We start from the raw sequence: 13282 nt of genomic DNA, 5'->3' as shown, positions 1-13282 counted from the left end.
CTTACCCTATAATATCTAATTTTGCAAAACGCAGTAATAATTTTTTTAAACCGCCCACTTCAAACTTAATTTCTGCTTTTTTATCGGCACCTACTCCTTCTAAGTTAATGACTTGTCCTTTTCCAAAGCGTTCATGCATTACTACATTTCCAGCAACGAGCGTATTATCAAATAAATTAGTATTTCCAGCCGAAGGATTACTTCCTGAGACTGGTTTCAGTTTCCTCACATTGACATCGGATTTCGGTTGGTTATCTGTAACGTGTTTTGGCGGCGTACTTCCTATAGGTTTTGCTAGCCGCAATTTGGATTTATCAACATCACCAAAAATATCGCCATCAATCATTGGTTTGAAACGGTAATTGCTTTCAGCAGGCGTAAGGTATTCCAAATATTGTCCATCTATTTCTTCAATAAAACGGGAAGGTTCGCTATCAGTCAATTTTCCCCAGCGGTAACGCGATTGGGCGTAGGTCAAATATGCCTGATGTTCCGCACGGGTTAAAGCTACGTAAAATAATCGGCGTTCCTCTTCCAGCTCGCTTCGGGTACTCATACTCATAGCGCTAGGAAACAAATCTTCTTCCATTCCAACCACAAATACATGAGGGAATTCAAGTCCTTTGGCCAAGTGAATCGTCATTAAGGCCACTCTGTCCTCATCGCTGGTATCCTTGTCTAAGTCGGTTGCGAGAGCCACATCTTCCATAAACTCAGATAATGCGCCACGAGCACCATCAACTTCTTTTTGGCCTTCGGTAAAATCCTTTACCCCGTTCAATAACTCTTCTATATTCTGAATTCGAGCCATTCCTTCAGGAGTAGCATCTTTCTTTAATTCTTGAATCAAACCAGTTTTTTTGGCAACATGATCCGTAAGATAAAAAGCATCCTGGTTCTCATTAATAACTTGAAAACTCTGAATCATCGTAACAAAATCCAACAGTTTTTGTTTAGTTCCCGAATTCAGTTTCAGGTCAATCCGCTCAATGTTTTGCATTACTTCAAAAATCGAACGCTTGTAGTGATTGGCCGCAATTGTTAGTTTTTCAATAGTTGTATTTCCAATTCCCCGCGCAGGATAATTGATTACACGCACCAAAGCTTCTTCATCTTTTGGATTAATCACCAATCGAAGGTAGCACAACACATCTTTAACCTCTTTTCTTTGGTAAAATGACAAACCTCCATAAATTCGGTATGGTATATCTCTTTTCCGTAAGGCATCTTCAATGGCTCGGGATTGTGCATTGGTACGGTACAAAACGGCAAAAGCCCCATTGTCCAACTGATGGTTCATTTTTTGTTCCCAAATCGTACTGGCGACAAAACGACCTTCTTCATTATCAGTAATACTGCGGTGCACTTTAATTTTTGGGCCAAATTCATTGGCTGTCCAAACCACTTTGTCCAGTTTTACTTTGTTTTTGTCAATGATTGTATTGGCGGCTTCCACAATATTTTTGGTTGAGCGGTAATTTTGCTCTAGCCTAAAGGTTTTTACACCTTCATAATCTTTTTGAAAATTCAGGATGTTATTAATATTCGCGCCACGGAAAGCATAAATACTTTGCGCATCATCCCCTACCACGCAAATATTCTGAAATTTATCCGACAAAGCGCGTACAATCAGATATTGTGAATGGTTAGTATCTTGGTACTCATCTACCAACAGGTATCGAAAACGGTTTTGATATTTTGAAAGAACCTCTGGAAAGCGAGTTAGTAATTCATTGGTTTTTAATAATAAATCATCAAAATCCATCGCTCCCGACTTAAAGCAGCGGTCTACATAATGCTGGTAAATTTCACCCATTCTTGGTTTTTTACTCATCGCATCGGCTTCCTGCAGATCCGGGTCATTAAAATAGGCTTTTACAGTAATCAGACTGTTTTTAAAATTCGAAATCCTGCTCAAAACCTGTTTTGGTTTGTATATATCACGATCCAATTGTAATTCCTTAATAATTCCCGAAATGGCCCGCAAAGAATCCTGAGAATCATAAATTGTAAAGTTTGAAGGATAACCCAAATGTTCAGCTTCCGAACGCAAAATTCGAGCAAATACCGAGTGAAAAGTCCCCATCCACAAATTCTTGGCTTCACTGGCACCAACAATATCAGAGATACGTTTCTTCATCTCACGTGCCGCCTTATTGGTAAAAGTAAGCGACAAAATATTAAATGGATCAACACCTTGGTGCATTAAATAAGCAATCCTGATAGTAAGCACACGAGTTTTCCCTGAGCCTGCACCTGCAATGATAATCATGGGGCCATCCTTTTGTAATACAGGTTCGCGTTGTGCCTCGTTAAGCTGTTCGATATATTTTTGCATAGAAAAATGTACTGTTTGTTGCAAAATTAAGAATTTAAGAATGAATAAACGAGTCTTAACGGAATTCTGCTAACTAAAATCAGCAATCTGCAGTTTAAAATGATTTGGGCGTGACCGCAATAGCAAAAGGGGCTAATCATAGATTGTCTCTATTCGCCCCTTTCCCTATTGCGGTCGGGTCATCCGTGCTACCTTGATAGCTTACTTCTACCCCTCACGCGGCATCCGGTAAATCGAGATATTTGGTTTTAATGGAATACAAAAAAATCAGCTCGGATATAAGTTTTTAATATAGGCAATTGATTTTTTTACTAATTGCCCCAATATAGTAATATCGATATCGTCTAATTTTTGAATGTACAAACATGCTTTGCTGGTTTTATGCTTCCCTAATTGTGAAAGTAAAGTTTCTTTCCCTTCAAAAGCTGATGCGAGATAAATTGTAATGGCATTTTTTCGTGAAGCAATCCCAACGAGCGGAGCATTTCCTTCGTGTCCGCTCTCGTATTTGTAATTATAAATGCCAAAACCAACAATCCCAGTTCCCCATATTTTGGGTTCAAATCCAGACAGTTCATTCAATAAATCGATTATCGACGCGCAGTCTTCGCGTCTTTTTGAATCTTCTATGGCAGACAAAAAATCTGCAACACTATTATCAGTTTCCCTAGTTTTATTTTTTGCCATATCGTTTTTTTAAAGTACTAATTGCTGTATTTTATTAGGACAATTGACTGTTAAATATAAGAAATTAATTGGTATTGATCAGGCTATTTATTTGTATATTAGCAATGGCTATTACCATAAATATTAACTAAAAATATGTATTACTATGAAAAATCTTGGTCTGTTTTGTTTGCTGTTGGCTTGTATTGGATTAGAAAGCTGTAAAAAAGAGCAAAGTTCAAATGATGCTGGAGCAGATAATGCCAAAGCTGAAAAACTGATTAGCACTGCATGCTATAAAGCACTATATGAAAGCGATACAATTGATTTGAAAATCAATATTTTAAAGAGCGGAAAAACAACCGGAGATATGGTGATGAAAATTGCCGATATGCCTGTAAAGACAGGGAAAATCGAAGGTGAATTTCATGGGGATACATTATTTGCAAATTATACCTTTATTCAGGGAACGTATGATAAAAGAGTATTCAAAAATCCAATGGCATTTCTAAAGCATGGAAAGGAACTCGTTCTAGGAAGCGGAAAAATAGAAACCTATTTGGGGAGATCTTACTTTGTTAAAGGAGTACCTATAGATTTTGAAAAAGTAAAATATAAATTTACGACCGTGGATTGCGTTGATAAATGATTGAATTAATAAAGATTTTAATTAAGTCTCTGCGGAACGAATCAATCTAATATTATTAATAATCACCCAAATTGATTATTAATAATATTAGATTGTTTAGTGACCCGAAATGACTCAATTATGCTTATGTATTAAATATGATTTTAATCTGTTATGACCGCGTAAAGGATAGAAGCAAGCTACCAAAGTAGCGCGGATAGCCTGACCCTGTTGAGAAAAGGGGCTTTATGAGCGGCGCTATTGGTAAGCCCCTTTTCTCAACAGGGTTACGCCCAAATGAAATGTATTAAACTTACGAAGTAAATAATCACCTTATTATTTAAAAAACACATCGTAAGCAAAACGAATCAGTGTGCCAACCACGACTGCTAAAAAGAAGATTCGTATGAATTTGTTGCCTCGATTGATAGCAAGTTTGGCGCCTATCCATCCTCCTGCTGCGTTGCTGACCGCCATAGGCAAGGCAATAGCCCAAATGATTTTGCCTTTGAGCATGAACAGACAGATAGAACCAAAATTGGTAGCCAGATTAACCATCTTGGCATTGGCTGAGGCATGCAGGAAATCAAATCCCATTATTGCGATGAAGGCAACAACAAGAAAACTTCCTGTGCCAGGGCCTATGAATCCATCATAAAATCCCACCACAAAACTGATTCCCACAGCATTCAAAATTTGAGTTCTAGCAGAAATGTCTCTTAGTTGGTGCTGTCCGAAATTTTTCTTGGCGTAGGTATAAATAGCCAGAAGTGAGAGGATTACAAGTAACAAGGGTTTCATGAAATCATTGCTGACATACGTCAATAATGTTGAACCCAAAAAAGCTGAAGGTATGGCTAATACCATCATTAATCCTAGGATTCTCCAATTGATATTGACTTCTTTTAAATATTGACGCGCCGCAAATGCCGTACCGCTAAAAGCAGGAACTTTTAAAGTCCCTATCACGGTTGATACGGGAAGACTGGGCAAGAGAATGAGACCAACAGGCGTTTGTATGAGTCCGCCGCCACCTACAATGGCATCAATAAATCCTGCGAAAAAAGCGGCTAAACAAAGTAATATGATAATGTAGGTTTCCATTGAGGTATAGAATTTGGAGGCTGAATATTCAAAAGGCAAAAATACCATTCCGCTTCAAATTATTGCGATAAATTAGCTGTAGATTTAATTTCAAAAAGATTATTTTTGCTTTTTTTAAAATGAAAACAAAATGGATATTTCAAAAATGCTAGAATTACTGAGTTATACTTTGCCTGCAATTATCACTGGAATGGTTGCTTATCACTTTTTTAATTTACATACTAAAAATGAGGAAGGAAGACGCCGTTATTTATTAATGAAAGAAGGACAAAAAAATTCCATGCCTTTGCGTTTACAGGCATACGAGCGTATGACTTTGTTTATGGAACGTATCAGCCTTGCAAATTTACTGACTAGAATTTCTCCAATCTCGACTGATAAAAATGATTATGCTAATTTTGTTATTGCGCAGATTGACCAAGAATTTGAACATAATCTGGCACAGCAGATTTATATGACAGATGAATGCTGGACTATTATTACAACTGCCAAAAACGCCACCATTCAAATGATTCGCAAAGGAGCTATGAGTGAAACTGTTGGTAATGCGGATCAATTGAGAGAAGCATTATTAAATGATTTGCTGGATAGACAGACCCCTAGTAATGCCGCTTTGGGATATATTAAAAAAGAAGTGAGCCAGATGTGGTAATTTTTTGAGTTGCTAAGATTCTGAGAGGCTAAGTTTCTAAGGTTTTTTGCCCTAGAATCTTAGCTTTTTTTGAATTTTAGTATTTATTCCTTGAGTAATCTATCCAATTGAAATTGCTCTTTTTCATTTAAACTAGGTAAAATGGTTTGGAAAGCAGCTCTGATTTCAGGATTTTTTAATAATACCCGAATATTTTCTCTTCCAAATTTAGAAAACTGCCACATATGATGGGTGGTAGCATTTACTAAATTTTTTAAAATATCCTCATTAAGAATGTTGAAATTTAATAAATATTCTAAAGCATTTTGTCTGGTTGTTGCTTCATATTTGGGAGAAGAATAGTTTACTAATTCCTGAATATAGGTTTCTTTATTACTATCATATTCTGGAGTGGAAACGGCCAATGACAGCCACAGAATCCGTAAATTGAAATCGTTGAATCCTATCCAGTCTTTTGTTTTTGTTAAATAGTCATTCCTTTTATTTGGAAAACTATTCCATAAATTATACAATGCCAGCTCTTGAGTCTGATAGGATTTGTCATCGAGCAATGTTTCGTATTCGTTCCTGAATTCTTCGGGTATTTTTTGGAGTGTACTCGCTACTGCTTGTCGTACCTGCAAGTTCTGTGTTTGCATTGCCAAGTGAAGCAATTGTTTTTTATCTTCAAATTTATCTTTGAAAAGTTGGCCTACAATAGCTTCTTTCACGCTGTGATACACATTGGACTGTAATGTTTTTTCGAAGAAAATATACTTTTCGGATAACGGTTTGTTTCTAAGTTTGGCTACTTCTAGCAGCACTTTCATGGCACTGTTTTTAGCTAGTAATTCATTTGCAATGTTGCTGTTAAAGCCAGGTGATTCAAGCCATACTTTACTAAAATTTACCAAATCATAATTGGATATTTTTTTGATTTCATCAAAGAAATTTTGAGTAGTCACGTTTTGATAAGAATATTTCAAGAGGTAATTCTTAACGGCTTTTTTAAAGGTTTCTTCTCCCATTCCTTCTCGCAAAACGTGTAATGCCCAAGCTCCTTTTTGGTAAAATGATAAGGAACTTGCTTTAGCATTAAGCACTGGAATTGTATCCGTTTTTGAAGCTTGCTTTAGCTGTAATGACGATTCATATAATTTGGAATAAAAATAATCATCACCATAGATTGATCTTTCGGCCAGCAAAGCATAATAGGTCGCAAATCCTTCCTGAAGCCAATGATCTTTACCGCTTTGAGCAGTAACTAAATCACCAAACCATTGATGCGCTAACTCATGTGCATTGACATTGACATAACTCCTGTCTTCAAAACCTATGCTGTCCACTACATAGCGGGTTGCAAATAATGTTGAACTCGTATTTTCCATACCAGCATACAGAAATTCAGAAACTGGAACTTGGCGATAGATTTTCCAAGGATACTTCACTCCTATTTCCTTTACCAGATAATCAAATATTTCTTTGGAATACCGGTAGGTCGGTTCTTGTTTGCTTATATCTTTTGGGTCTAAATACAATTCTAATGGAATTCCTGATTTTGCTTTTAGGATACTTTTTTCAAATTTACCAATGGCTATCATTAATAAATACGAACTCATCGGCTTTTGCATTTGATATTTCCAATGAGTGCTGTCCTTAGTCACTTTTTTAGTTTTTAATTTACCATTTGATATCACTTGATATTTAGAATCAAAAGCAATTTCCATATTGAAAATTACTTTTTCATTAACATCGTCAAAACTCGGAAACCAATGACTGGTATATTTTCCCTGGCCTTGTGTCCAAATCTGTAAATTATCTGTGGCTTCAGAGCCTGCAAAATACATGGTTTGTTTGGGTTTTGCTTCGTATGAAAACTGTATGGAATTTTTGCCATTTTGAAAGGGATGAATCAATAGCAATTCTTTTCCGTTAGTTGTAAATGGAATATTTTGATTATTCAGTTCCACTGCCGAAAAAGTCATATTTTGTGCATCAATTTTAATAGTGTCTATGGGGGTTAACACTTCAAAAGTATAGGCAACATCTCCATTAATGCTTTTTGTGTTTGGATTGATGACAATGTAACCATTAACGGTTTTGAAATCAACCGATTTGGTTTGTTGTCCAAATGAAAATGCGTATAGAAACAGGAAAAGGTATTTCATTAAAATTGGATTTGTCGCTAAGTTATCCAAAATTACAAAGGTTTTACCAACAAATCGTACTAAATTTGTGTAGCGTAGTAGAGACACATTCCGTAGAGACTCACGGCAGTGCGTCTTACAGGAAACTGAAATAATTAAAAGTAAAACCATTGAAAAAGAAAGCCCTATTTAATTGGAGCAGCGGAAAAGATTCTGCTTTAGCATTATATAAAACGTTACGAAATGAAGAATTTGAAGTTTGTTGTCTGTTAACCAGCGTAAATCAGCAGTTTCAGCGCATTTCGATGCATGGTGTCCGAGTAGAATTATTGGAACAGCAAGCCCAAAGCATTGGTTTGTCTCTCGAAATTATGCAGATTCCCGAAATGCCAACGATGGAAGTGTACGAAGCGGTTATGCAGACAACACTTTCTAAATTAAAAGAGCAAGGTGTTACACACTCTATTTTTGGAGATATTTTTCTGGAAGATTTACGAAAATACAGAGAAGATAAATTAGCCGAAATAGGTTTTGAAGGTGTGTTCCCGCTTTGGAAAGTGCCTACTCATGATTTGATTCAGGAGTTTATTGAACTAGGATTCAAGACTATTGTAGTTTGTGTTAATGAACGTTTTTTGGACAAAAGTTTTGTCGGTCGTGTGATTGATCAGGATTTTATCAATGATTTGCCCGAAAATGTAGATGTTTGCGGCGAAAACGGTGAATTTCACACCTTTACTTTTGACGGGCCTATTTTTAGCCAGCCTATTTCATTTGAAGTTGGAGAAGTTGTTTATCGAAAATATGAAAAACCAAAGGAACAAGATGCTTCAGATACCGCTTGTGATACATCCGCTTCGGATGCTTTTGACTACGGATTTTGGTATTGTGATTTAGTTTCAACATCGTTTTAATGCATCTCAACTTATAGCGAAACATTAATGGGATGATATAAAATGAAAAGAGAACTCTAGAACATTATTGTTTTATTGTTCTCTTTTCGGATTGTTTCATAATTGAAAATTAACCAAACATTCAAATTACAAACAAAACAATGAGATAAGTAATTATGAATTAGTCTAATATCATAATTTTTTGATAGTCTAACCCTGGACCATCACAGTTTTGCCATGTACTGGACAAAGTATTATTAGCAGAAAAATAAAGCTCTTCTTTTTGATTGCCATAACAGCTTCCAATGATCTCACTGCTATGAGGATATGTTAATTCTAAGACCGTTCCGTCTTGATTTTTTTTAGCAATGTATGTACCAGAAGCAGTTGTCTGAATAGTATTTCGAGTTCTGAACTTTGTAAATGTTCCGTTATCGCTGAATACATAGAATTCCTGCCAGTCCATTGCAGTCCCAGTGGTTACTGAGTTGAACATACTTCCAGACATTTTAACTAATGTCCATTTTCCATAATAATCGGCTGTTGTTGTATTTTCTTTATTGTCCCTAGTACAAGAAGAAAAAACAGAGAGAAAAACAACAATAATAGCAAGATTTTTCATCTTTAAGTTTTTAGAGTTACTTAGATAAGATGGTTTAAATTGCTGAAGGTTGCGTCAAATTGTAATTATTTTTTTAAAAGACAAATTTATCTGTCTTCATACATTTTCAAGAGCTGTGTCACTGTATTCCAATTTCGAATGGTTGCCGTTACATTCAGTTTTTTCTCGATGTATTTCTGGTCAAATCGCGTTTTACCTGCCCCAACGGAATATTTAATATAGATTCTGCTTTCGTCAATATGTGCTTCATCGGGTTTTACCTGACTCATTTTTAAATCATTGATGCTGTCACTTCGCAATGTTGCAGAAACAAAAGCTACATATAATTTTTTAGTATCCAATTCCTTCTCTTTCAAAAAAGGATTGTTTTTCAAACAGTTTTCTAAATCGGTTTTACCAATGACAACAATAGGCACTTCATGTCCAAAAGTTTTGAAGATTTCCTGTTTAATTTTAAAACCAACAGCTGGAGCATTTTCCTCATTGGTATCCACAAAAACATTTCCGGATTGTATATAAGTCACCACATTTTGAAAACCAATGTTTTCTAAAGCGGTTTTTAAGGCATCCATTTTTATCATGTTGTGACCAGATACGTTAATGCCACGAAGAAGTGCGAGATGGGTTGTCATTTTTTTAAAATTTTGTTTTGCTAAGGTAAAGTGAATTATAAGAATTTCCTAAACAATCCCATTTCCAAATTTCCAAACAAAAAACTATCTTCGCTTTCTTAAAAATAGAGAAAAGAAAATAGAATAAAGAGGATAGACTCTAAAAATCTAAAATCTGCAATCTAAAATCTAAAATCTGCAATCTAAAATCGAAATGTCCAATAATCTCCTAGAAACTCCCATTGAATACCTTAAAGGCGTTGGCCCCACTCGGGGCGCGTTGTTGCGTAAGGAATTGGGAATTTTTAAATATGGAGATTTAGTCAATTTTTTTCCGAATCGGTATATCGACCGAACTCGGTACTATAAAATTAATGAGTTACAGAATAATATCGCCGAAGTGCAGATTATTGGCAAAATCATCAATATAAAAACAGTTGAATTTGGCAGAAATCAAAAACGGTTAGTTGCTACTTTTGTTGATGATACAGGACAAATGGATCTCAACTGGTTTCAGGGACACAAATGGATTAAAGAGAGTTTAAAGCTTAACGAAGTCTGTGTTGTTTTTGGGAAATGCGCTCAATATGGGAGTCAATACAGTATGGCGCATCCCGAAATCGAGTTGTTGAGCGAACACGAGAAAAGCCTGCGTTCGGCAATGCAGCCAGTTTATCCTTCGACGGAAACCTTGGCTAACCGCGGAATTACAAATCGGGTGGTGAATAAAATGATGCAGCAGCTGTTTCTGGAAACGCAGGCATTATTCAGTGAAACGTTACCAGCTTATTTAACAACCGAACTCAAACTGATTCCAAAAAATGCGGCTTTATTCAATATTCATTTTCCTAAAAGTGCCGACATTTTGGCGAAAGCCCAATTCCGATTAAAATTTGAAGAGCTGTTCTTTATTCAGCTGCAATTGATAACGAAGAATCTTATTCAGAAACATAAAATAAAAGGACATCCTTTTTCCAAAGTGGGAGAATTTTTTAATGAATTTTATCAAAATCATCTTCCTTTTGAATTGACAAATGCTCAAAAAAGAGTGATCAAGGAAATTCGAACCGACATGGGAAGCAATGCCCAAATGAATCGATTGCTTCAGGGCGATGTGGGTTCCGGAAAAACCATAGTCGCTTTTATGAGTATGCTGTTGGCAATGGATAACGGCTTTCAAGCTTGTTTGATGGCGCCAACAGAGATTTTGGCCAATCAGCATTTTATAGGATTATCGGAACTGGCAAAATCTTTAAGCATAAATATAAAAATACTCACAGGTTCTACTAAAATTGCTGCCCGCAGAATCATACATGAAGAACTGGAAAACGGAACTTTGCAGATACTCATTGGCACTCACGCCTTATTAGAAGACAAAGTGAAATTCCAAAATTTAGGATTGGCAGTTATTGATGAGCAGCACCGTTTTGGGGTCGAACAGCGATCCAAATTGTGGAAAAAAAATACGATTCCGCCTCATATTTTAGTAATGACAGCTACGCCAATTCCAAGAACTTTGGCGATGAGTTTGTATGGAGATCTTGATATTTCGGTTATTGATGAATTGCCTCCGGGACGAAAACCTATTCAAACTGTTCATCGTTTTGATAGTAATCGTCTGAAAGTTTGGAAATTCATTCGGGATGAAATTGCTTTAGGCAGGCAGATATATATTGTTTATCCGTTGATTCAGGAATCTGAAAAAATGGATTATAAGGATTTAATGGATGGATATGAGAGTATTTCACGTGATTTTCCACTGCCGCAGTATTCGGTTTCGATTCTTCATGGTAAAATGAAACCCACCGAAAAAGATTCTGAAATGAAACGTTTTTCCGAAGGCAAAACCAATATTATGGTTGCCACAACGGTTATCGAAGTTGGTGTAAACGTTCCTAATGCGAGTGTGATGATTATAGAAAGTGCCGAACGTTTTGGATTATCACAGCTGCATCAATTACGAGGCCGTGTAGGACGTGGTGCCGACCAAAGTTATTGCATTTTGATGACTTCTTTCAAATTATCGAGCGATAGCAAAACACGTATGGAAACGATGGTGAGTACCAATGATGGTTTCGAAATTGCCGAAGTCGATTTGAAACTCCGAGGTCCGGGTGATTTGATGGGAACCCAGCAAAGTGGTGTACTAAATCTTCAAATTGCTGATATCGTTCGTGATAAGGATATTTTGCTTTTGGCTCGAAACTATGCCATAAAAATCCTTAAAGACGATGCTCCTATGCAGAAACCTGAAAACGCTATTTTGAAAGCTGTTTTTATTGAATTGACCAAAAAGAAAAATATTTGGAATTACATTAGCTAATTTCAAAATCGTATTATCCCTTCTTTTTTTTTTAAAGTTGTTTGGATTATTTTCAATAAAAACAAAAAAACATTTTTAAACCTTTTTATAAAAATTGCATCCAATGCTTATTAAACATTACTATTTTTAAATTCTTGTATATACAACTGTTAAATTAAGAAGTAACGCCTTTCGTATTCATACTAAAAGCTTAATTTTGTTTCTAACTAAAAAAGACATCAAAAAATACATTTCGAACACCCATTTATTCACCGTTTTATGAAAATAAAAAACCTTATTTACGCTTTGCTGATTATCCTATTTGGTAGTTTTATTGCTTATAGGATTATCTCAAATAGAAGCAAAAATGAAGAATCTAAAAATAAAAGTGATAAAGATTCACCAATATTTGTAATTGGACAAGTAGTAAAAACTGCCACTTTTGATAATAATTTATCTTTATCGGGTTCTATTGAAGCCAATGAGCAGATTGAAATTCATAGTGAAGTTTCAGGAATTGTAGAAGGTATTCATTTTAATGAGGGCTCAATAGTAAAAAAAGGGCAAATTTTATTCAAAGTAAATGATATTGAATTAAAAGCGCAATTGCAGCAAGCAGTGACCAAAGAAGGTTTGGCAGCGGAGAATGCCAGAAGAGCTAAATTACTGCTCGAAAAAGAAGCGATCAGCCAAGAAGAATATGATATTTCAAGAGCCGATTATAAATCTGCTCAAGCCCAAACGCAATTAATAAGAGCTCAAATTTCAAAAACGGCAGTTAAAGCTCCTTTTTCAGGAAAAATTGGATTGCGTTCCATTTCTCCAGGAACTTATATAACTCCTGCGGTTTTAGTAGCAAAATTGGTAAATACCGGAAAATTAAAAATCACATTTTCAATACCTGAAAAATATGCTTCTCAAATAAGATCAGGCTCTACTATAGACTTTAGTGTTTCGGGATCGGCTAAAACTTATACCGCAAAAATATATGCAATTGAACCAGAAGTTGAAGTAGCCACCCGCACCTTACAAGTTCGCGCCATTGCAGATAATATAGACGGCAATCTTTTCCCAGGAACTTTTGCTGACATAAAATTGCCATTGGCGATTATTAAAGATGCTATTGTTGTTCCTTCTGAAGCTATTGTTCCTGTTCAAGAAGGCAAAAAAGTTTTTATTTCTAACATGGGCAAAGCCAAAGAAGTAATGGTAGAGGCCACTACTAGAACAGATGCTTCTATTTTGATTCTTTCGGGTTTGAAGGCTGGTGATACTTTAATAACAAGCGGAGTTATGTCTTTAAAAAATGATGCCCCAGTAAAAGTTAAGGTAAAATAGAT

11 protein-coding genes are annotated in these 13282 nt (G+C 35.8%); 5 read left to right on the top strand and 6 right to left on the bottom strand.

Features of this window, described 5'->3' with window-relative positions:
• Nucleotide 1: 1 nt before the first annotated feature.
• Nucleotides 2-2338, bottom strand: a complete 2337-nt coding sequence (locus AC1DVP_RS10365; protein WP_477183393.1) for an ATP-dependent helicase — start codon at nt 2336-2338, stop codon at nt 2-4.
• Between the two features lie 267 nt (nt 2339-2605).
• Nucleotides 2606-3025: a DUF1801 domain-containing protein gene (locus AC1DVP_RS10360; protein WP_477183392.1), complete on the bottom strand. Its 420-nt coding sequence runs from the start codon at nt 3023-3025 to the stop codon at nt 2606-2608.
• A 145-nt stretch (nt 3026-3170) separates the two neighbouring features.
• Here AC1DVP_RS10360 and AC1DVP_RS10355 point away from each other — a divergent pair, with 145 nt between their 5' ends.
• The gene (locus AC1DVP_RS10355) at nt 3171-3653 is read left to right on the top strand and encodes a hypothetical protein (protein ID WP_477183391.1); all 483 of its coding nucleotides are present in this window, start codon (nt 3171-3173) and stop codon (nt 3651-3653) included.
• Between the two features lie 315 nt (nt 3654-3968).
• Here the strand turns inward: AC1DVP_RS10355 and AC1DVP_RS10350 are convergent, their stop codons facing one another.
• Nucleotides 3969-4736, bottom strand: a complete 768-nt coding sequence (locus tag AC1DVP_RS10350) for a sulfite exporter TauE/SafE family protein (RefSeq protein ID WP_477183390.1) — start codon at nt 4734-4736, stop codon at nt 3969-3971.
• 130 nt (nt 4737-4866) lie between these two features.
• Here AC1DVP_RS10350 and AC1DVP_RS10345 point away from each other — a divergent pair, with 130 nt between their 5' ends.
• Nucleotides 4867-5388 carry a DUF7935 family protein gene (locus AC1DVP_RS10345; protein WP_477183389.1) on the top strand — a complete coding sequence of 174 codons (522 nt, stop codon included), beginning with the start codon at nt 4867-4869 and terminating at the stop codon, nt 5386-5388.
• An 83-nt stretch (nt 5389-5471) separates the two neighbouring features.
• Here the strand turns inward: AC1DVP_RS10345 and AC1DVP_RS10340 are convergent, their stop codons facing one another.
• Nucleotides 5472-7535 carry a M1 family metallopeptidase gene (locus tag AC1DVP_RS10340; RefSeq protein ID WP_477183388.1) on the bottom strand — a complete coding sequence of 688 codons (2064 nt, stop codon included), beginning with the start codon at nt 7533-7535 and terminating at the stop codon, nt 5472-5474.
• Between the two features lie 149 nt (nt 7536-7684).
• Between AC1DVP_RS10340 and AC1DVP_RS10335 the strand changes: the two genes are divergently transcribed.
• A complete protein-coding gene (locus AC1DVP_RS10335; protein ID WP_477183387.1) occupies nt 7685-8428 on the top strand; it encodes a Dph6-related ATP pyrophosphatase in 744 nt (247 codons plus the stop codon).
• Between the two features lie 160 nt (nt 8429-8588).
• On the opposite strand, the gene AC1DVP_RS10330 is transcribed toward AC1DVP_RS10335, so the two are convergent.
• Entirely contained in the window at nt 8589-9029 is a 441-nt protein-coding gene (locus AC1DVP_RS10330; RefSeq protein ID WP_477183386.1) for a hypothetical protein, read from the bottom strand.
• Between the two features lie 86 nt (nt 9030-9115).
• Nucleotides 9116-9661, bottom strand: coding sequence for a DUF1697 domain-containing protein (locus AC1DVP_RS10325; protein ID WP_477183385.1), 546 nt, complete (start codon nt 9659-9661; stop codon nt 9116-9118).
• 193 nt (nt 9662-9854) lie between these two features.
• Here AC1DVP_RS10325 and recG point away from each other — a divergent pair, with 193 nt between their 5' ends.
• A complete protein-coding gene (gene recG, locus AC1DVP_RS10320; protein ID WP_477183384.1) occupies nt 9855-11963 on the top strand; it encodes an ATP-dependent DNA helicase RecG in 2109 nt (702 codons plus the stop codon).
• Nucleotides 11964-12221: 258 nt separating this feature from the next.
• Nucleotides 12222-13280, top strand: a complete 1059-nt coding sequence (locus AC1DVP_RS10315; protein ID WP_477183383.1) for an efflux RND transporter periplasmic adaptor subunit — start codon at nt 12222-12224, stop codon at nt 13278-13280.
• The last annotated feature ends 2 nt before the right edge of the window (nt 13281-13282 follow it).

The sequence above is a fragment of the Flavobacterium sp. P3_A6 genome, assembly GCF_056403035.1.
Note: the sequence above shows the minus strand (reverse complement) of the source record. Positions and strands in the feature narration are given on the sequence as shown.